17 protein-coding genes are annotated in these 19,421 nt (G+C 61.5%); 12 read left to right on the top strand and 5 right to left on the bottom strand.

The window, feature by feature from the left end:
- Positions 1-412 precede the first annotated feature (412 nt).
- On the bottom strand, positions 413-1,906 hold the full coding sequence (locus tag BT125_RS22170) for a CoA-acylating methylmalonate-semialdehyde dehydrogenase (protein WP_072410360.1): 1,494 nt from the start codon (positions 1,904-1,906) through the stop codon (positions 413-415).
- A 72-nt stretch (positions 1,907-1,978) separates the two neighbouring features.
- Positions 1,979-3,328, bottom strand: coding sequence for an omega-aminotransferase AptA (locus BT125_RS22165; protein ID WP_072410358.1), 1,350 nt, complete (start codon positions 3,326-3,328; stop codon positions 1,979-1,981).
- A 124-nt stretch (positions 3,329-3,452) separates the two neighbouring features.
- On the opposite strand from BT125_RS22165, the gene BT125_RS22160 reads away from it, so the two are divergent.
- The 6 genes from BT125_RS22160 (at position 3,453) to BT125_RS22135 (ending at position 9,968) form a co-directional block, all read left to right on the top strand.
- On the top strand, positions 3,453-4,373 hold the full coding sequence (locus tag BT125_RS22160) for a LysR family transcriptional regulator (RefSeq protein ID WP_072410356.1): 921 nt from the start codon (positions 3,453-3,455) through the stop codon (positions 4,371-4,373).
- Positions 4,374-4,595: 222 nt separating this feature from the next.
- A complete protein-coding gene (locus BT125_RS22155) occupies positions 4,596-5,246 on the top strand; it encodes a TetR/AcrR family transcriptional regulator (protein ID WP_060739307.1) in 651 nt (216 codons plus the stop codon).
- Positions 5,247-5,253: 7 nt separating this feature from the next.
- Positions 5,254-5,835 (top strand): IMPACT family protein, encoded by a 582-nt coding sequence (locus BT125_RS22150; RefSeq protein WP_072410354.1) that lies wholly within the window; start codon positions 5,254-5,256, stop codon positions 5,833-5,835.
- 535 nt (positions 5,836-6,370) lie between these two features.
- Positions 6,371-7,924, top strand: a complete 1,554-nt coding sequence (locus BT125_RS22145; protein ID WP_072410352.1) for an ABC transporter ATP-binding protein — start codon at positions 6,371-6,373, stop codon at positions 7,922-7,924.
- Positions 7,925-7,935: 11 nt separating this feature from the next.
- Complete coding sequence (locus BT125_RS22140; RefSeq protein WP_072410350.1) at positions 7,936-9,042, top strand: ABC transporter permease; 1,107 nt, start codon at positions 7,936-7,938, stop codon at positions 9,040-9,042.
- Positions 9,042-9,968 (top strand): ABC transporter permease, encoded by a 927-nt coding sequence (locus tag BT125_RS22135; RefSeq protein ID WP_072410348.1) that lies wholly within the window; start codon positions 9,042-9,044, stop codon positions 9,966-9,968. The genes BT125_RS22140 and BT125_RS22135 overlap by 1 nt, the downstream gene beginning before the upstream one ends.
- 76 nt (positions 9,969-10,044) lie before the next feature.
- Here the strand turns inward: BT125_RS22135 and BT125_RS22130 are convergent, their stop codons facing one another.
- A complete protein-coding gene (locus BT125_RS22130; RefSeq protein ID WP_072410346.1) occupies positions 10,045-10,473 on the bottom strand; it encodes a hypothetical protein in 429 nt (142 codons plus the stop codon).
- An 80-nt stretch (positions 10,474-10,553) separates the two neighbouring features.
- On the opposite strand from BT125_RS22130, the gene BT125_RS22125 reads away from it, so the two are divergent.
- From BT125_RS22125 to BT125_RS22115, 3 genes are all read left to right on the top strand, one after another.
- A complete protein-coding gene (locus BT125_RS22125) occupies positions 10,554-10,904 on the top strand; it encodes a MerR family transcriptional regulator (RefSeq protein ID WP_072410344.1) in 351 nt (116 codons plus the stop codon).
- A gap of 25 nt (positions 10,905-10,929) precedes the next feature.
- Positions 10,930-11,616: an SDR family oxidoreductase gene (locus tag BT125_RS22120; RefSeq protein WP_060739313.1), complete on the top strand. Its 687-nt coding sequence runs from the start codon at positions 10,930-10,932 to the stop codon at positions 11,614-11,616.
- 249 nt (positions 11,617-11,865) lie between these two features.
- The gene (locus tag BT125_RS22115; protein WP_072410342.1) at positions 11,866-13,224 is read left to right on the top strand and encodes an 8-oxoguanine deaminase; all 1,359 of its coding nucleotides are present in this window, start codon (positions 11,866-11,868) and stop codon (positions 13,222-13,224) included.
- 125 nt (positions 13,225-13,349) lie between these two features.
- On the opposite strand, the gene BT125_RS22110 is transcribed toward BT125_RS22115, so the two are convergent.
- Positions 13,350-14,441: a calcium:cation antiporter gene (locus BT125_RS22110; protein WP_072410340.1), complete on the bottom strand. Its 1,092-nt coding sequence runs from the start codon at positions 14,439-14,441 to the stop codon at positions 13,350-13,352.
- 293 nt (positions 14,442-14,734) lie between these two features.
- Here BT125_RS22110 and BT125_RS22105 point away from each other — a divergent pair, with 293 nt between their 5' ends.
- The 3 genes from BT125_RS22105 (at position 14,735) to BT125_RS22095 (ending at position 17,967) form a co-directional block, all read left to right on the top strand.
- On the top strand, positions 14,735-15,817 hold the full coding sequence (locus BT125_RS22105) for a BMP family ABC transporter substrate-binding protein (RefSeq protein ID WP_072410366.1): 1,083 nt from the start codon (positions 14,735-14,737) through the stop codon (positions 15,815-15,817).
- A 146-nt stretch (positions 15,818-15,963) separates the two neighbouring features.
- Positions 15,964-16,929 (top strand): 2-oxoglutarate and iron-dependent oxygenase domain-containing protein, encoded by a 966-nt coding sequence (locus tag BT125_RS22100; RefSeq protein WP_072410338.1) that lies wholly within the window; start codon positions 15,964-15,966, stop codon positions 16,927-16,929.
- Between the two features lie 84 nt (positions 16,930-17,013).
- Complete coding sequence (locus BT125_RS22095) at positions 17,014-17,967, top strand: adenosine deaminase (RefSeq protein ID WP_060739317.1); 954 nt, start codon at positions 17,014-17,016, stop codon at positions 17,965-17,967.
- A gap of 57 nt (positions 17,968-18,024) precedes the next feature.
- Here the strand turns inward: BT125_RS22095 and BT125_RS22090 are convergent, their stop codons facing one another.
- On the bottom strand, positions 18,025-19,407 hold the full coding sequence (locus tag BT125_RS22090) for an MFS transporter (RefSeq protein WP_072410336.1): 1,383 nt from the start codon (positions 19,405-19,407) through the stop codon (positions 18,025-18,027).
- Positions 19,408-19,421: the final 14 nt, after the last annotated feature.

Genomic DNA, 19,421 nt, shown 5'->3' with positions numbered 1-19,421 from the left:
CGGTTATTTTCAGAAATTTTCAAAGTTTCGCTTCGGAAACCTCAACAACTTCAACCACTTGCGCTTCCGATCTCTCGTTAGCGGGAGGCGAATTCTACAGCGTTACTCGCTGCTGTCAACACCTCTTTTTCACCGCTTTCGACCGAGAAGATCGAACCGCCGATAGAGCCAAACAACACCGCTCTACCTGCTCCTTCCGGACTTCGATGAACTGAAGCCCTGCACCTTCGAAACCTACTTAACTCGTTGAATCTCAAGGAGTTTTCCGTTTCGACTGCGCCGGAAGTGGGGCGAATTATAGACTTCCAGAATCTGCCGTCAACAGCTTTTTTCATAATTCTGTCACATCGATCAAAAAGCCCCACAAGCATAGAGGCCGGCGCCTGACGGCGCCGGCCTCTTCCCTGACCGATTACAAGCTGGGGAACGCGAACTGTGAAGCCTCATGGCTGGCACGTTGTGGCCAGCGCTGGGTAATCGCCTTGCGACGAGTATAGAAACGCACGCCGTCCGGGCCATAGGCGTGCAGGTCGCCGAACAGCGAACGCTTCCAACCGCCAAAGCTGTGATAGGCCACCGGCACCGGCAATGGAACGTTGACGCCCACCATGCCGACCTCGATCTCGTCGCAGAACAACCGCGCCGCCTCGCCATCGCGGGTGAAGATGCAGGTGCCGTTGCCATACTCGTGATCATTGATCAGTTGCATCGCCTCTTCCAGGCTGTTGACCCGAACGATGCACAGCACCGGCCCAAAGATCTCTTCCTTATAGATGCGCATCTCGGGGGTCACACGATCAAACAGACAGCCACCGAGGAAGAAGCCCTCCTCGTGCCCAGCCACACTCAAGCCGCGACCATCGACAATCAGCGAAGCACCCGCCGCAACACCCTCTTCTATATAACCACTGACCTTGTCCCGGTGCTGACCGGTCACCAACGGCCCCATGTCCAGCCCGCAAGACGTGCCGGCACCGATCTTCAGCGCCTTGATCTGCGGCACCAGCTTGGCCACCAGTGCATCCGCCACCTGGTCGCCGACACACACCGCCACCGAAATCGCCATGCAACGCTCGCCGCACGAACCGTACGCCGCGCCCATCAGCGCACTGACGGCATTGTCCAGGTCGGCATCCGGCATCAGCACCGCATGGTTCTTCGCCCCACCCAGTGCCTGGACGCGTTTGCCACGTCGAGTGCCCTCGGCATAGATGTATTCGGCAATCGGCGTCGAACCGACAAAACTCAGCGCCTTCACTTCCGGCGCTTCGATCAGTGCGTCCACGGCCGCCTTGTCGCCATGCACCACACTCAACACGCCCTTGGGCAAACCGGCTTCCAACAGCAGTTGGGCGATCAGCAGCGTCGAACTCGGGTCGCGCTCGGACGGTTTGAGAATGAAGCAGTTACCGCAGACAATCGCCAGCGGATACATCCACAGCGGAACCATCGCCGGGAAGTTGAACGGTGTAATGCCCGCCACCACGCCCAAGGGTTGAAAGTCTGACCAGGCGTCGATGTTCGGTCCTACGTTACGGCTGTATTCGCCTTTCAGGATTTCTGGCGCTGCACAGGCAAACTCGACGTTTTCGATGCCGCGCTTGAGTTCACCGGCCGCGTCTTCCAAAGTCTTGCCGTGTTCTTCGCTGATCAACTGGGCGATACGCGCCTCGTTTTGCTCCAGCAATTGCTTGAAACGGAACATGACCTGCGCACGCTTGGCCGCCGGAGTATTGCGCCAGGCCGGGAAAGCCGCCTTGGCGGCGTCGATAGCCTGCTGGATGGTCGCGCGATCAGCCAACGGCACCTTATGGATGGCCTGGCCAGTGGACGGGTTGAACACATCGGCGGTGCGAGCACTGTCGCTCAGCAGTTCGCCATTGATCAAATGCGGGATGAGGCTCATGGGGGACTCCGGAATTATCCACAGGCGCCCGTGACCGGACGCCCGTTATCGAAAGCTATAGAGAAGGACGCATCAGTCGAGCTTGTTCAGCACTTCACCGACCGCGTCGAACAGGCGATCCAGGTCCTGCGGCTTGCTGTTGAACATAGGCCCGAATTGCAAGGTGTCGCCGCCGAAGCGCACATAGAACCCGGCTTTCCACAACGCCATGCCGGCCTCGAACGGACGTACGATGGCATCGCCATCGCGTCCGGCGATTTGAATCGCGCCGGCCAGACCATAGTTGCGAATATCGATGACGTTCTTCGCGCCCTTCAAGCCGTGCAATGCATTCTCGAAATGCGGGGCGATCTCGGCCACGCTCTGCACCAGGTTTTCCTTTTGCAACAGGTCCAGCGCCGCCAGACCAGCCGCGCAAGCCACCGGGTGCGCCGAGTAGGTGTAGCCGTGGGGGAATTCCACCGCATACTCAGGCGTCGGCTGGTTCATGAACGTCTGGTAGATCTCGCTGCTGGCAATCACCGCGCCCATGGGGATCGCACCATTGGTGACTTGCTTGGCGATGCACATCAGGTCCGGGGTCACGCCAAAGCTGTCGGCACCGAACATCGAACCGGTGCGACCGAAACCGGTGATCACTTCGTCGAACACCAGGAGAATGCTGTGCTGGTCGCAGATTTCCCGCAGGCGCTTGAGGTAGCCCTCAGGCGGCACCAGCACGCCGGCCGAGCCAGCCATCGGTTCGACGAACACTGCGGCGATGTTGGATGCATCGTGCAGTTCGATCAGCTTCAGTAGTTCATCGGCCAAGGCGATGCCGCCTTCTTTCGGCATGCCACGGGAATAGGCGTTGCTGGCCAGCAAGGTGTGGGGCAGGTGATCGACATCCATCATCGCCTGGCCGAACAACTTGCGGTTGCCGCTGACGCCGCCAAGACTGGTACCGGCGATGTTCACCCCGTGATAGCCACGGGCACGGCCGATCATCTTGGTCTTGGTCGCCTGGCCCTTGAGGCGCCAGTAGGCACGGACCATCTTCACCGCGGTATCAGCGCACTCGGAGCCGGAATCGGTGAAGAACACGTGATTGAGATTGCCCGGGGTCAGGCTGGTGATTTTTTCCGCCAACTGGAACGACAGCGGATGACCGTACTGGAACCCCGGCGAGTAATCGAGGGTGCCCAGTTGCTTGGCGACTGCTTCCTGGATTTCCTTGCGGGTGTGCCCGGCGCCGCATGTCCACAGCCCCGACAGCGAGTCGTACACCTTGCGCCCCTTGTCATCCACCAACCAACTGCCTTCGGCGGCGACGATCAGGCGCGGATCGCGCTGAAAATTACGGTTGGCGGTGTAAGGCATCCAGTGGGCATCGAGCTTGAGCTGGCTGGCCAGGGAACCGGCAGCGTGTTCGGGCATGTTCATCGACAAAAACCTCGCAGGTCATAAGCGACAGGGAATCGAAAGGCGTTCTTGCAGCTAAGTTGCCACGGCGATAAAGTCGATGAAATCCAACTTTTGTAACCTTCAGTCGGTGGATCACTAAACTATGAGCGCGCGTCGTCCCGATCCACTGGCCCAGGTCAGCGACTTTGATATCCGCCTGCTGCGCATTTTCCGCAGCGTCGTGGAATGTGGCGGGTTTTCCGCCGCGGAAACCGTGCTGGGCATTGGCCGTTCGGCCATCAGCCAGCAGATGAGCGACCTGGAACAACGTCTCGGTTTGCGTCTGTGCCAGCGCGGGCGCGCGGGGTTTTCCCTGACTGAGGAAGGCCGTGAGGTGTATCAATCGGCGTTGCAGTTATTGAGCGCACTGGAAAGTTTTCGCACTGAGGTCAACGGCCTGCACCAGCACCTGCGCGGTGAGTTGACCATCGGCCTGACCGACAACCTGGTCACCCTGCCCCACATGCGCATTACCCACGCCCTGGCGCAATTGAAAGAGCGCGGGCCTGACGTGCAGATCCAGATCCGCATGATCGCCCCCAACGAAGTCGAGCAGGGCGTGCTCGACGGGCGCTTGCATGTCGGCGTGGTCCCCCAGGCCAGTGCCCTGTCCGGGCTGGAGTATCAACCGCTGTACAGTGAACGATCGCTGCTGTACTGCGCGGTCGGGCATCCGCTGTTTTATGTCGATGACCAACAGCTTGAAGATGCTCGCCTCAACAGCCAGGACGCCATCGCACCCACGTTCCGCCTGCCGGCCGAGATCCAGGCCCACTACCAGGCGCTCAATTGCACCGCGAGTGCATCGGACCGTGAAGGCATGGCGTTCCTGATTCTCACCGGGCGCTACATCGGTTACCTGCCTGATCACTACGCCAACCTCTGGGTCCAGCAAGGTCGGTTGCGGGCCTTGAAACCCGCGGCACGGTTCTATGACCTGAGCCTGGCGTCGGTTACGCGCAAGGGACGCCGCCCCCACCTGGTGCTGGAGAGTTTCCTCGAGAGCCTGGCGGCAACCCGCTGATCCCATTTGCCCATTGTGGGAGCGAGCCTGCTCGCGATAGCGATAGGTCATCCACATCACCATTGACTGACTAACCGCTATCGCGAGCAAGCTCGCTCCCACATTGGTCGAGGTTGGCCTGGTCATCGGCGGAGGTCTTTTTAGTGTGATGGCACTTGTCGGATCGATGCCGGTGCGCTATCAACGCATTTGCTTGCCCACAGACCCAGCCCGGAAACGCCCATGACCTTTGAAGTCCCAGCCCACAGTGGCAAGCCCACCAGTCGCATTCGTCAAAAGAACGAAGAGACGATCCTCAAGGCTGCCGAAGATGAATTCGCTCGCCACGGGTTCAAAGGTACCAGCATGAATGCCATCGCCCTCAAGGCTGGGTTGCCCAAGGCGAACCTGCATTATTACTTCACCAATAAACTCGGCTTGTACGTGGCGGTGCTGAGCAACATCATCGAATTGTGGGACAGCACCTTCAATACCCTCACCGCCGAGGATGATCCGGCCGAGGCCTTGACTCGCTATATCCGCGCCAAAATGGAGTTCTCTCGTCGCCAGCCCCAGGCATCGCGGTTGTTTGCCATGGAAGTGATCAGCGGTGGCGAATGCCTGACCGAGTATTTCAACCAGGATTATCGCGCCTGGTTCAATGGTCGGGCGGCGGTGTTCCAGGCCTGGATCGACGCTGGCAAGATGGACCCGATCGATCCGGTGCACCTTATTTTCCTGTTGTGGGGCAGCACCCAGCATTACGCCGACTTCGCCACCCAGATCTGTCGCGTGACCGGTCGCAGCAAGTTGACCAAGCAGGACATGATCGACGCGGGTGACAACCTGATCCGCATCATTCTCAAGGGCTGCGGCCTGACACCCACTCTTTAAGATCGCCATGCCCTTTACCCTTGCCGGTTTTTGCGAATACCGCGAAGAAATTCGCAAAAGCCGCTTCATCACCTTCGCCGCGCCCATCACAAACTCCGCCGATGCCCAAGCGTTCATCGAGCAGCACAGCGACCTGGATGCCACGCACAATTGCTGGGCCTGGAAACTCGGCGACCAATACCGCAGCAACGACGATGGCGAACCAGGTGGCACCGCCGGGCGGCCGATCCTGGCGGCGATCGAAGCCCAGGCCTGCGATCAAGTCGTGGTGCTGGTGATTCGCTGGTACGGCGGGATTCAATTGGGCACGGGTGGGCTCGCCCGGGCTTACGGCGGCGGGGCGAACAAATGCCTGCAAAACGCCGAAAAAATCGAACTGATCAGCCGTGTGCCGCTGCACTGTAGCTGCGGGTTCGCCGAACTGCCCCTGGTGAAACTGCGCATCGCCGAGTGCGGCGGGCTGGTGAATGAAGAACGTTTCACCGCCAATGGCGTGGACCTGCAATTGGCCGTGGGTGAAGCTCACATCGAAACCTTGCAAGCGCACCTGGCCGGCCTGAGCCGTGGACGGATCCTGTTGGAGCGTTGAGTTCGCAGGCTTGCAACCTTTCAGGGCATCGCGCAATCGTTCAACTTGCCCACATCCACTGTGCACCCGACTGTGGATAACCTGAGCACATTCCTCTGTAACCCTTCTGTCATGCGGGTTTCAGAGGGTTGCTCATTTTTCGTCCAAAGTCCTGCCCGATCGACAAATCCATCCACAAAACAAATGCTTGCAGGGGTTTATCGCCTTTAGAAGAAAGCCTCGCAGTGCTTATGCCCGAGTGTCCAGCTTGCGCACAATAACTGTGGAGCAACCTGTGGATAACCCGTTCATGGCTCCTCCCGCCCCAAGAAGATCACGGCTCGCGGTCGCTTGTTCAATTTTTAACCACCCATTTCAGGGCAAACCGATGCCTGCATAAAACGTGCGCGCTCCAACCCGGTGCAGATTTTTCCGGTTGCAGGTATCCAGGCCGTACGCAAAGGGCCTTGGCGGCGGGGCCAAGGTATTTTCCTGACCTTATGGCCAGGAAATTGCTTTATCCACAGGCATTCCTGTCCATCGGCCCGAGCCTGTCATGTCCAACCCCGACTCCATCGCGCGCCTGCAACTGCGCAAGATCAGCAAACGCTACCCCGGTTGCCTGGCCAACGACGCCATCGACCTGAGCATCCAGCCCGGCGAAATCCACGCCCTGCTCGGCGAAAACGGTGCGGGCAAAAGCACCCTGATGAAGATTATCTACGGCGTCACCCCTGCCGATTCGGGTGAAGTGATCTGGCAAGGCCAGCACGTTAACCTGCGTAACCCGGCCCAAGCTCGCAGCCTGGGCATCGGCATGGTGTTCCAGCACTTCTCGCTGTTCGAAACCCTCACCGTTGCGCAGAACATTGCCCTGGCAATGGGCGCGACCGCCGGTTCGCCTGCACAGCTGGAACCCCGGATTCGCGAAGTATCCCGGCGCTACGGCATGGCACTGGAACCGCAGCGGCTGGTTCACAGCCTGTCGATTGGCGAGCGCCAGCGGGTAGAGATCATTCGCTGCCTGATGCAGGACATTCGGCTGTTGATTCTTGATGAGCCCACCTCGGTGCTCACGCCCGTGGAAGCCGAAGAGTTGTTCGTGACCCTGCGCCGCCTGGCGAGCGAGGGCTGCAGCATTTTGTTTATCAGCCACAAGCTCGGAGAGGTGCGGGCCTTGTGCCACAGCGCCACGGTACTGCGGGGCGGGCGGGTTTCGGGGCATTGCACACCGGCGCATTGCTCGGACCGGGAGCTGGCACAACTGATGGTCGGCGAAGCGGCCGGACTGATCACGGACTACCCCAAAGTCAGCGCAGACAAAGCCTTCCTGCAAATCAACAAGCTGTCCTGGCACAACCCGGACCCGTTCGGCTGCTCGTTGCGGGACATTGACCTCGAGGTCTGCAGCGGCGAAATCGTCGGTATCGCCGGGGTGGCGGGCAACGGCCAGGACGAATGGCTGGCGTTGCTCAGCGGAGAAACGCAGCTTCCCCGCCAGCAAGGCGAAACGATCCGATTCGCCGGTCACCCCGTCGCGCACCTGCGCCCCGATGCCCGTCGTCGACTCGGCCTGGCATTTGTCCCCGCCGAACGCCTGGGCCACGGCGCCGTGCCGCAATTGAGCCTGGCGGATAACGCTTTGCTCAGCGCTTTCCAACAAGGCCTGGTCAGCCATGGACTGATTCGACGCCGCCAGGTCGAGCACCTGGCCGAGAAAATCATCCGTCGCTTTGGCGTGAAGACACCTGACACCCGAACCCCGGCACGCAGCCTTTCGGGGGGCAACTTGCAGAAATTCATTCTTGGCCGGGAAATCCTCCAACAGCCAAAACTGCTGGTGGCCGCACACCCGACCTGGGGCGTGGACGTCGGGGCGGCGGCGACCATCCATCGCGCCTTGATCGCCCTGCGCGATGCGGGCGGGGCCATTCTGGTGATCTCCGAAGACCTCGACGAACTGTTCCAGATCAGCGACCGCCTCGGCGCCTTGTGCGGTGGGCGCTTGTCGGCCTTGCGACCCACGGGCGAGACCCGGCTCAGCGATGTCGGCGGCTGGATGGCCGGCCAGTTCGACGCCCCTCAATCCCCTGCCCCCGCGCCGGTATAACGGAGTTCCACATGCTGCTTTCTCTCGAACCCCGCGGCCAGCAATCGCGCCTGATGCTCTGGTGCTCGCCGCTACTGGCCGCCGTGTTGACCCTGGGTTGCGGCTCGCTGCTGTTCATCACCCTGGGGCATGACCCGTTGCAAACGCTGTACACCCTGTTGATCGCCCCGATCAGCGACCTGTACGGCGTGTCCGAGTGGCTGGTCAAGACCTTGCCGATCCTGCTCTGCGCCCTCGGTCTGGCAGTGGCCTATCAGGCGCGGATCTGGAACATCGGCGCCGAAGGCCAACTGCTGCTGGGCGCCCTGGCCGGCAGTGCCTTGGCGGTGAACATCATCGGCGTGCAAAGCCGCTGGGCATTGGTGCTGATCCTGCTGACCGGCACCCTGGCAGGGGCGGCTTGGGCCGGACTCACGGCGTGGCTGCGCACGCGTTTTAATGCCAACGAAATCCTGACCAGCATCATGCTCAATTACATCGCCCTGAACCTGCTGCTGTTTTGCGTTCACGGGCCGTTGAAAGACCCGGAGGGTTTCAACTTCCCGGAGTCGGCGATGTTCGGCGAGGCCAGTCGCCTGCCATTGCTGCTGGAGGATGGCCGGGTCCATGCCGGGCTGTATTTCGCCCTGCTGGCGTTGGTGGCGGTGTGGGTCTTGCTGCAGAAAAGCTTCGTCGGTTTTCAGATCAAGGTGCTGGGCCTCGACGCCCGCGCCGCCGGTTTCGCCGGCTTTCGCCAGAAGCCGCTGGTGTGGCTGGCGCTGTTGATTAGCGGTGCGTTGGCCGGGCTGGCCGGCGTCTGCGAAGTGACCGGGCCGATCGGCCAACTGGTGCCGCAGGTGTCGCCGGGCTACGGCTACGCGGCGATTACCGTGGCATTCCTGGGACGGCTCAATCCCATCGGCATTCTGTTTGCCAGCCTGTTGATGGCGCTGCTGTACATCGGCGGCGAGAGCGCGCAGATGTCGTTGAACCTGCCCCAGGCGATCACCCAGTTGTTCCAGGGGATGATGCTGTTTTTCCTGTTGGCCTGCGACGTGCTGATCCTCTACCGGCCCCGCCTGAACCTGCGCTGGACCCGGCGCGCCCGAACCACTGCGGTACAGGCAGGAGCCCTGTGATGGATATCGACCTGTTGAGCAATATTTTCTACGCCATGGTCCGCTGCGGCACCCCCCTGCTGCTGGTGGCCCTGGGTGAATTGGTCTGCGAAAAAAGCGGCGTCCTCAACCTGGGCCAGGAAGGCATGATGCTGTTCGGCGCGGTGATCGGTTTTATCGTCGCGTTCAACAGCGGCAACCTCTGGCTCGGCGTGCTGCTGGCGATGGCCGCCGGGATGCTGTTGTCGGCATTGTTCGCGCTGGTGGCACTGGTGTTCAACGCCAATCAGGTGGCCACCGGGCTGGCGCTGACGATTTTCGGGGTGGGCCTGTCGAGCTTTGTCGGCGCGGCCTGGGTCGGCAAACCGCTGGCGGGATTCGAGCCGCTGGCCATTCCCTACCTGAGTGACATCCCGCTGATCGGGCGGATGCTGTTTGCCCAGGATCTCCTGGTTTACCTGTCCTTCGCACTGTTTGCGCTGGTAGCGTGGGTGCTCATGAAAAGCCGCACCGGATTGATCATCCAGGCCGTCGGCGAGAATCCGGATGCCGCCAGCGCCATGGGCCTGCCGGTGTTGCGGGTGCGGACCCTGGCGGTATTGTTTGGCGGCGCCATGGCCGGGTTGGCCGGCGCCTATCTGTCGTTGGCCTACACGCCGATGTGGGCCGAGAACATGAGCGCCGGCCGTGGCTGGATCGCCCTGGCCCTGGTGGTGTTCGCCAGTTGGCGGGTGTGGCGCCTGCTGCTGGGAGCCTACCTGTTCGGCCTCGCCAGCATCCTGCACCTGGTGGCCCAGGGCTTGGGGCTGGCGATTCCATCGAGTCTGCTGGCGATGCTGCCCTACGCCGCGACCATCGTAGTGCTGGTGCTGCTGTCCCGGGATGCCGTGCGCCCCCGGTTGTATGCGCCGGTGTCACTGGGGCAGCCTTGGCAGGCGGGGCATTGAGATAGACCGCGGCACACCTATCGCGAGCAAGCTCGCTCCCACACTAGACCAGGTGAACACTGAGTTCAGGTTTGACTCAGGCCCCCTGTGGGAGCGAGCTTGCTCGCGATGAGGCCCGAACAGGCAACACCTGAACCAACCCCCACAGCACCTCCAAAAACAGGAAAACCCACAACACCGCACTGGCCCCATGAAGCAGCGCATACAGCAGCCAGGCCGCAAACAGAAACCGCCCCACCGCGTCATATCGTCCGTACAGCGGTTGCGGATCACGAATCCGCAGCACCGCCCACACGCAGACGATCGAGCCCAGCAAATTCACCATCAGCAGATGCGCCGGTGCAAACGGCGGCAGTTCTCCAGGCAGGTCAAATAGCTGAGTCAGGCTCATCAACACACCATGCAACGCCGCAAAGCTCCACGGCGTGGCCAGCACGGCCGACACGATAAGGTCGTACCAGGCGCTGCCGCGCACCACCCGGCGATATTGCATCGAAGTCCACATACACGTTGCTCCAGATAATTGGGGAGCAAAAAGGCTAAAGCCTGGGGTATGCTCCAAGGTCAAGCCCTCTGGAGTCGTCCATGCGTATCGGTGAATTAGCCCAAGCCTGCGCCGTCAGTCGAGACACCCTGCGCTTCTACGAGGAGCGGGGTCTGATCGCGGCCGCGCGCAGTGCCAATGGCTATCGCGACTACCCCGCCGACGTGGTCCAACTGGTGCTCTATATCAAGACCGCCCAACGCCTGGGCTTTACCCTGGGCGAGATCGGCGCCAGTGTCGCCGCCCTGTGGAACGCCCCCGACCCCGACTGCGCGGTGACGCAATTGCTGCAGGACAAACTGAACCTCATCGAAACCCGCATGACCGAACTCGACGCGTTGCGTCAGGAGCTGAAACAACGGCTCGGGCAACGTTGTCCATTAAACCCGTGACCTTTTTCTTTCAAGGATGCCCCTCATGACTTCGGCAAGAAACGCATTGATCATCGGCGCCTCACGGGGCCTGGGCCTCGGTCTAGTGAAGACGCTGCTCAGCGATGGCTGGAACGTGACCGCCACCGTGCGCAACCCGCAGAACGCAGAAGCGTTGAAGGCGCTGGGCCCGGTGCGCATTGAAAAGCTCGACATGGACGATCAGCAAGCCGTCATCGCCCTGAGCCAACAGCTCAAGGGCGAGACCTTCGACCTGCTGTTCGTCAATGCTGGCGTCAAAGGCCCGGACAACCAGAATCCAGGCGGCGCGACGCTGGCGGAAGTCGGCCAGTTGTTCTTCACCAATGCCGTGGCACCGATCAACCTGGCCCAGCGCTTCGTCGGCCAGATCCGCGACGGCAGCGGCGTGCTGGCGTTCATGAGCTCGGTGCTGGGCAGCGTGACCATGCCCGACGCGCCGGAACTGGCGCTGTACAAGGCCAGCAAGGCGGCGCTCAATTCCATGACCAACAGCTTCGTCAGCCAACTGGGAGAGCAGGCATTGACCGTGCTGTCGCTGCACCCGGGCTGGGTCAAGACGGACATGGGCGGTGAAGGGGCGGACATCGATGTCGAAACCAGTACCCGTGGGTTGATTGACCAGGTCAATGCCTTCGCCGGCAAGGGTGGGCATCACTTCGTCAACTACAAGGGCGAAACGATTCCCTGGTAAAGCACCATTGCTCCTGTGGGAGCGGGCTTGCTCGCGAAAGCGGTATATCAGTAGACATCAATGTTGAATGACAGTCCGCCTTCGCGAGCAAGCCCGCTCCCACATTCGGATCTCGGCGGACTCTGGAAATCTGCAACACAACCTGAGTAAACTCCGCAACTCGCCCTATCCAACGGGCGACCCTGGATCAGCAGACAGGGCATCACTGAGCTGGCTAACCTGAACCCACTTTCAGAGGAGCCGGCCACCATGCCCGCGACCCGTACCTGGTTAAAAAATCCCCTCGCCATTTTCACGGCCAACGACCTCGATGCCCGTGGCGGTCTCGTCCTGCAGGACGGTGTGATCGTCGAACTGCTGAGCGCCGGCCAACAACCTGCCCAGCCCTGCGACCACATCTTCGACGCGCGCGAGCATGTGATCCTGCCGGGGTTGATCAACACCCATCACCACTTCTACCAGACCCTGACCCGCGCCTGGGCCCCGGTGGTGAACCAGCCATTGTTCCCGTGGCTGAAAACCCTCTACCCGGTGTGGGCGCGGCTGACCCCGGAGAAACTCGCCCTGGCGAGTAAAGTGGCCTTGGCCGAGTTGCTGCTGTCGGGCTGCACCACGGCGGCCGACCACCATTACCTGTTTCCCCAAGGCCTGGAACAGGCCATCGACGTGCAAGTGCAAAGTGTCCGTGAACTGGGCATGCGCGCGATGCTGACCCGCGGTTCCATGAGTCTGGGCGAGGCCGACGGAGGCTTGCCGCCGCAGCAGACCGTGCAGCAGGGCGAGGTGATTCTCGCCGACAGCCAGCGCTTGATCGCCGAGTACCACGAGCGCGGCGACGGCGCACAGATCCAGATTGCCCTGGCGCCCTGCTCACCGTTTTCGGTCACGCCCGAGATCATGCAAGTCAGCGCAGAGCTGGCGGAGCAACTCGACGTACGCTTGCACACGCACCTGGCCGAAACCCTCGATGAAGAAGCGTTCTGCCTGCAACGCTTCGGCCTGCGCACTGTGGATTACTTGGACAGCGTCGGCTGGCTCGGACCACGTACCTGGCTGGCCCACGGCATTCATTTCAACCCGGATGAAATCGCTCGTCTCGGCGCCGCTGGCACCGGCATCTGTCATTGCCCGAGCTCGAACATGCGCCTGGCCTCGGGCATCTGCCCGACCCTGGAGCTCACCGCCGCTGGCGCTCCCGTGGGCCTGGGCGTAGACGGCTCAGCGTCCAACGATGCCTCGAACATGATCCTCGAAACCCGCCAGGCGCTGTACATCCAGCGCCTGCGCTATGGCGCTCAAGCGATCACGCCGGAACGCGTGCTGGGCTGGGCGACCCGAGGCTCGGCGCAACTACTCGGGCGCAGCGATATCGGCGAACTGGCCGTAGGCAAGCACGCCGATCTGGCGCTGTTCAAGCTCGATGAGCTGCGTTTCTCCGGCAGCCACGACCCGATCTCGGCCCTGCTGCTGTGCGGCGCGGACCGGGCGGATCGGGTGATGATCGGTGGGCAATGGCGAGTGATCGACGGGAAGGTCGAGGGATTGGACTTGAAGGGGCTGATTGCCGATCACAGCCAGGCGGCGCGGGAATTGATCGCCGGCATCTAACTTAACATCAATCCCATGAGGGAGCGGGCTTGCTCGCGAAAGCGGGGTGCCATTCAACATAGATGTCGACTGGTACACCGCCTTCGCGAGCAAGCCCGCTCCCACAGTGTGGCTTTGTGCAGGGCTTAAAGACCCAGCAACGACAACATGATAAACGTCGCGAACAACACAAAGTGGGTCATGCCTTCGATGGCATTGGTTTCACCATCATTGAGGTTGATCGCGCTGACGATCAGGGTGATGAAGATCATCACCGTCTGCACCGGGGTCATCGCCATCTGAAAGGGCTGGCCGGTGTAGAGGGCCATGGCTTCCATCACCGGTACGGTGAGGATCACGGTGGACAGCGAAGCGCCCAACGCAATGTTCACCACCGACTGCATGCGGTTCGCCAGGGCGGCGCGCAGGGCGGTGAGGATTTCCGGTGCGGCGGAGATCGCGGCCACCAGGATCGCCGTGACCACCGGCGGCGCGCCCGAGCCTTCCAGGCCCAGGTCGATGGCCTTGGACATGACCTCCGCCAGGGCACCGATCACCACCACGCCAAACACCAGGGCACTGATTGAGAATGTCAGGCTGATGGGTTTCGGCTCGTTTTCCACCGGTTCTTTCTTGCGGCGTTTTTCCGGGTAGCTGTAGCTGAAAAAGTAACTGTGGGGTCCCACCTGCATGCGCAGGAACAGGGTGTACAGCACGATCATCGCGCCGATAGTAAATGCCGAATACATTTTCCAGTTCTGCTGGGGAATGAACTCCGGCACCACCATCGACACCCCCATGGCGGTGAGGATCATCACGCTATAAGTGCGCGCCGAATCATCGTTGTAGGCCTGCTCGCCATGCTTGATCCCGCCCATCAGCGCCGCCAGACCGAGGATGCCGTTGATGTCGAGCATCACTGCCGAGTAGATCGTGTCCCGCACCAGTGTCGACGACGCTTCGTTGCTCATCATGATCGCCAGGATCACCACCTCCACCAGCACCGCCGACAGGGTCAGGATCATGGTGCCATAGGGGTCACCGACCTTTTCCGCCAGCAGTTCGGCGTGATGGGCCACACGCATGGAGGCCGCGACGATGAAGCCGATCAGCGCCAGGCCGCCGATCAACGCGATCAGTTGCCCGTTGCCCAGCAACCAGTGCTCCAGCGGATAGGCGATACAAGCGGCGACCAGCGCCAGCAACAGCAGTTTTTCTTGCTTGATCAAAGTGAGCATCGCGGGCCTGTCACTGTGAGCGGGGTCATGAGTTACTGACTGTAGGGGGCGGCGAACGTTTCGTTCGAGTGTGGCGCACCAGGGAGTGGCGAGTGACTGGCAGGTGCACCTTTATCGATCTGGAGGGCCTCATCGCGAGCAAACTCGCTCCCACGGGTTGTGCATTGCCTTTGTGGAAGCGAGCTTGCTCGCGATGGCTGCCCCGAAAAGATCGCAGAGTTTGTTGTCCTGTTGGTCAGCATTTTGCATTGATGCTGCACAGCCAACCTCACAACAAAATGGAGTTCGAGTTCATGCACAGACGTCCCTTGAAACAGTTGCTTTGCGCCGTCGTCGCCGCCGTCGGCCTGGGCGCCGGCCTGAATGCCAGTGCCGCCGACCCGCTGAAGGTCGGCTTCGTCTACATCGGCCCGATCGGCGACCACGGCTGGACCTATCAGCATGAACAAGGGCGCAAGGAGCTGGCGGCGAAATTCGGTGAGCGGATCACCACCAACTACGTGGAAAACGTGCCGGAAGGGGCCGACGCCGAGCGGGTGATTCGCAACATGGCCAAGGACAAATACGACCTGATCTTCACCACCTCCTTCGGCTACATGAACCCGACGCTGAAAGTCGCCAAACAGTTCCCCAAGGTGATCTTCGAACACGCCACTGGCTACAAGCAGGACAAGAACCTGGGCACGTACCTGGCTCGTACCTACGAAGGCCGCTACGTCGGCGGTTTCCTCGCGGCCAAGATGACCAAGACCAAGAAGATCGGCTATGTCGCTTCCTTCCCGATCCCGGAAGTCATCCGCGACATCAACGCCATCCAACTGGCCCTGAACAAGTACAACCCCGGTACCGAGATCAAGGTAGTGTGGGTCAACTCCTGGTTCGACCCGGGCAAGGAAGCCGACGCCGCCAATGCGTTGATCGACCAGGGCGTGGACGTGGTGTTCCAGCACACCGACAGCCCGGCGCCGATCCAGGCCGCCGAACGACGCGGCGTGTATGCGGTGGGCTACGCTTCGGACATGGCTCACTTCGGTCCCAAGGCGGTGCTGACGTCCATCGTCAATGACTGGGGCCCGCATTACATCCAGGCGACCCAAAGCGTGCTCGACCACAACTGGAAGTCCCAGGATTACTGGGGCGGCCTGAAGGAAGGCACGGTGAAGCTGCCGATCAGCGACCTGGTGCCGGCAACGGTCAAGGGCGAAGCCGAACAGATCATCGCCGACATCGAGAGCGGCGCGTTCCATCCGTTCACCGGGCCGATCAAGGACCAGACCGGTGTCGAGAAAATCCCTGCGGGCGCGAGCGCCACCAATGCGGAACTGGCGTCGATGAATTATTACGTCGAAGGCATGAAGGCCGAGATTCCAAAATAGCCTTCAAGCCCAACATCAATCCCATGTGGGAGCGGGCTTGCTCGCGAAGCCGGAGCATCAGTCAACATTGATGCTGAATGTACCGCCGTCTTCGCGAGCAAGCCCGCTCCCACAATGGGGCCTCTATTCCATTTCAGGACGGCCGCATGAACAGCCTGCCCATCATCGACATCAGCCCACTCTACGGCGATGAGCCCGACGCCTGGCAAGCCGTCGCCGGGCAAATCGACCACGCCTGCCGCCAATGGGGCTTTTTCTACATCAAGGGGCACCCCATCAGCACCGCGCGTATCGCCGAAGTGCTGGACAACGCCCAGCGCTTCTTCGCCCTGCCCGTCGAAGAAAAGCTCAAGATCGACATCACCCAGACTCGCCACCATCGCGGCTACGGTGCCGTCGCCACGGAACAACTGGACCCGACCAAGCCCAGCGACCTGAAGGAAACCTTCGACATGGGCCTGCATTTGCCGGCCGATCACCCCGAAGTGCTGGCGGAAAAACCCTTGCGCGGCCCCAACCGGCACCCCGACCTCATCGGTTGGGCAACCTTGATGGAGCAGCATTACCGCGACATGCAGGCACTTGCCCAAACCCTGCTACGAGCCATGACCCTGGCCCTTGGCATCGAACAGAACTTTTTCGACACGCGCTTCAACGAGCCAGTGAGCGTGCTGCGCCTGATCCACTACCCGCCACGCCAGACCGCCAGTAGCGCCGAGCAGCAAGGGGCTGGCGCCCACACTGATTACGGTTGCATCACCCTGCTCTACCAGGACGCCGCCGGTGGCCTGCAAGTGCGCAACGTCAACGGCCAGTGGATCGACGCGCCGCCCATCGACGGCACCTTCGTGGTCAACCTCGGCGACATGATGGCGCGCTGGAGCAACGACCGTTACCTGTCCACGCCGCATCGGGTGATCAGCCCGTTGGGAGTGGACCGTTATTCGATGCCATTCTTTGCCGAGCCGCACCCCGACACGCTGATTCAATGCCTGCCCGGTTGCCAGGATGACGCCCACCCGCCAAAGTACCCGACCACCACCTGCGCCGAATTCCTGCTCTCGCGCTTCGCCGACACCTATGCTTACCGACGGGAGCCCCACGCCGTGTAGTGGATCAGCCGGTCAGGTTTTACCCGACAGGGCGGCCAGCCCCCTGTAGAATGCCCGCCATCGATTCGCTGATGAGAAAAGACCATGTACGACTGGCTGAACGCCCTGCCCAAGGCTGAACTACACCTGCACCTGGAAGGCTCCCTGGAACCCGAGCTGCTGTTTGCCCTGGCCGAACGCAACAAGATCGCTCTGCCATGGAACGACGTCGACACCCTGCGCAAGGCCTATGCCTTCAACAACCTGCAGGAATTCCTCGACCTGTATTACCAGGGTGCCGATGTGCTGCGCACCTCCCAGGATTTCTACGACCTGACCTGGGCCTACCTGTTGCGCTGCAAGGCGCAGAACGTGATCCACACCGAACCGTTCTTCGACCCGCAAACCCACACAGACCGCGGCATCCCGTTCGAAGTGGTGCTCAACGGCATCGCCGCCGCCCTCAAGGACGGTGAGCAGCAACTGGGCATCACCAGCGGCCTGATCCTGAGTTTCCTGCGTCACCTGAGTGAAGAACAAGCCGAGAAAACCCTCGACCAGGCGCTGCCGTTCCGCGAGGCCTTCGTGGCCGTGGGCCTGGACAGTTCGGAAATGGGCCATCCACCGAGCAAGTTCCAGCGAGTCTTCGACCGCGCGCGCAACGAAGGCTTCCTGACCGTCGCCCACGCCGGCGAAGAAGGTCCGCCCGAGTACATCTGGGAAGCCCTGGACCTGCTGAAGATCCAGCGCATCGACCATGGCGTGCGGGCCATCGAAGATGAGCGACTGATGCAGCGGATCATCGACGAGCAGATTCCATTGACCGTGTGCCCACTGTCCAACACCAAGCTGTGCGTGTTCGACGACATGTCGCAGCACAACATCCTCGACATGCTCGAACGCGGTGTGAAGGTGACGGTGAACTCCGATGACCCGGCGTACTTCGGCGGCTACGTCACCGAAAACTTCCACGCTCTGCACACCCACCTGGGCATGACCCAGGACCAGGCCAAGCGCCTGGCCCAGAACAGCCTGGATGCGCGGCTAGTAAAACCTTAGGCGTCACGATCATTCCCTGTGGGAGCGGGCTTGCTCGCTCCCACAGGGGGGTAGTGTTTAGTCGGCAGCGGTCGCTTCGCTCAACTCCTCCAGCGTCTTGCCCCGGGTTTCCATCCCGAACACCCAGACCACCCCCGCCGCCACGGCGAAGCACAACGCACCCAAGGCGAATACACCGCCCTGGCCGGTGATGGGAAACACCAAGCCGGTCACCAGGGGACCGAGCAGCGAACCAATACGACCCACCGCCGAAGCAAAGCCCGAACCCGTGGCCCGCGCCGAAGTGGGATACAGCTCCGGCGTGTAGGTGTAGAGCACCGCCCACATGCCAAACAGGAAAAACTGCATCAGCAAACCGGTACCGATCAACAGGCCGACGTTGCCGCCAAACACCGCGCTCTGCCCGTACAGAAACGCCATCACCCCGCCGCCCAGCAAGGTGATGATGCACACCGGCTTGCGCCCCCAACGCTCCACCAGCCAGGCCGCCATCAGGAAGCCGGGAATCCCGCCCAAGGAAATCACCACGGTGTAATACACCGACTGGGTCACGGCGAACCCCGACTGCTGCAACAATGCGCTGAGCCAGGACGTCAGGCCATAAAAACCGAGCAAGGCAAAGAACCAGACACTCCAGATCATCATCGTGCGCTGGCGATACAACGGCGACCAGATCTGCGCCAGGGCCGAAAAGAAATTGCCCGGTGTGCTCTCGACCCTCGGCAGGCGGATCGGCTCCGGCAGGTCGCGCCGTCCCAGCGAGGCCCGGACCTTGTCTTCGATTCGCTTGAGTACCGCGTCCGCTTCATCCCCCCGACCGGCTTGCTCCAGCCAGCGCGGCGACTCGGGAATGAAGAAGCGAATCGCCAGGACAAACACCGCCGGCACCGCCAGCACCAGGAAAATGTCGCGCCAGCCGATTACCGGCAGCAGAAAATACGACAGCACCCCCGCTGCCACGAAACCCAGTGGCCAGAAACCGTCCATCAAGGCGATGTAACGCCCTCGACGCTTGGCCGGGATCAACTCCGACAGCATCGACTGGGCAATCGGAAACTCCATGCCCATGCCGATGCCCAGCAGGACGCGAAACAGCGTCAAGGTCTCGACGTCCTGGGCGGTGGAGCACAGGTAACTGGCGATGCCCCACAACACGATGCTCCACTGGAACACCGGCTTGCGCCCGAAACGATCGGCCAGCATGCCCGACAGCGACGCCCCCAGCACCATGCCGAAGAAGCTGGAGCTGGCGAGCAGACCGGCCTGGGCGGTGCTCAGGCCGAACTCGGCCTTGATCGAGCCCAGCAGGAACGTCATCATCGCCAGGTCCATGGAGTCGAAGAAAAACGCCAGGGCGATGATGATGAAAATCACCCGGTGATACCCGCTGATGGGTAACCGCTCCAGGCGTTCCGCCGCGCTGTAACCGTGAATGTCCATGCTGCTGCCTCCCC

Source organism: Pseudomonas sp. NFACC04-2 (genome assembly GCF_900119265.1).
Lineage (GTDB): Bacteria > Pseudomonadota > Gammaproteobacteria > Pseudomonadales > Pseudomonadaceae > Aquipseudomonas > Aquipseudomonas fluorescens_AA.
This window is presented reverse-complemented; position numbering and strand designations above follow the sequence as displayed.

What these genes read in the sequence shown, in the direction of transcription:
- BT125_RS22140 (WP_072410350.1), top strand. Translation starts at nt 7,936, where the DNA reads ATGCTGCTTTCTCTCGAACCCCGCGGCCAGCAATCGCGCCTGATGCTC.
- BT125_RS22090 (WP_072410336.1), bottom strand. Translation starts at nt 19,407, where the DNA reads ATGGACATTCACGGTTACAGCGCGGCGGAACGCCTGGAGCGGTTACCC.
- BT125_RS22100 (WP_072410338.1), top strand. Translation starts at nt 15,964, where the DNA reads ATGAACAGCCTGCCCATCATCGACATCAGCCCACTCTACGGCGATGAG.
- BT125_RS22155 (WP_060739307.1), top strand. Translation starts at nt 4,596, where the DNA reads ATGACCTTTGAAGTCCCAGCCCACAGTGGCAAGCCCACCAGTCGCATT.
- BT125_RS22145 (WP_072410352.1), top strand. Translation starts at nt 6,371, where the DNA reads ATGTCCAACCCCGACTCCATCGCGCGCCTGCAACTGCGCAAGATCAGC.
- BT125_RS22115 (WP_072410342.1), top strand. Translation starts at nt 11,866, where the DNA reads ATGCCCGCGACCCGTACCTGGTTAAAAAATCCCCTCGCCATTTTCACG.
- BT125_RS22160 (WP_072410356.1), top strand. Translation starts at nt 3,453, where the DNA reads ATGAGCGCGCGTCGTCCCGATCCACTGGCCCAGGTCAGCGACTTTGAT.
- BT125_RS22120 (WP_060739313.1), top strand. Translation starts at nt 10,930, where the DNA reads ATGACTTCGGCAAGAAACGCATTGATCATCGGCGCCTCACGGGGCCTG.
- BT125_RS22130 (WP_072410346.1), bottom strand. Translation starts at nt 10,473, where the DNA reads ATGTGGACTTCGATGCAATATCGCCGGGTGGTGCGCGGCAGCGCCTGG.
- BT125_RS22135 (WP_072410348.1), top strand. Translation starts at nt 9,042, where the DNA reads ATGGATATCGACCTGTTGAGCAATATTTTCTACGCCATGGTCCGCTGC.
- BT125_RS22095 (WP_060739317.1), top strand. Translation starts at nt 17,014, where the DNA reads ATGTACGACTGGCTGAACGCCCTGCCCAAGGCTGAACTACACCTGCAC.
- BT125_RS22165 (WP_072410358.1), bottom strand. Translation starts at nt 3,328, where the DNA reads ATGAACATGCCCGAACACGCTGCCGGTTCCCTGGCCAGCCAGCTCAAG.
- BT125_RS22170 (WP_072410360.1), bottom strand. Translation starts at nt 1,906, where the DNA reads ATGAGCCTCATCCCGCATTTGATCAATGGCGAACTGCTGAGCGACAGT.
- BT125_RS22110 (WP_072410340.1), bottom strand. Translation starts at nt 14,441, where the DNA reads ATGCTCACTTTGATCAAGCAAGAAAAACTGCTGTTGCTGGCGCTGGTC.
- BT125_RS22150 (WP_072410354.1), top strand. Translation starts at nt 5,254, where the DNA reads ATGCCCTTTACCCTTGCCGGTTTTTGCGAATACCGCGAAGAAATTCGC.
- BT125_RS22105 (WP_072410366.1), top strand. Translation starts at nt 14,735, where the DNA reads ATGCACAGACGTCCCTTGAAACAGTTGCTTTGCGCCGTCGTCGCCGCC.
- BT125_RS22125 (WP_072410344.1), top strand. Translation starts at nt 10,554, where the DNA reads ATGCGTATCGGTGAATTAGCCCAAGCCTGCGCCGTCAGTCGAGACACC.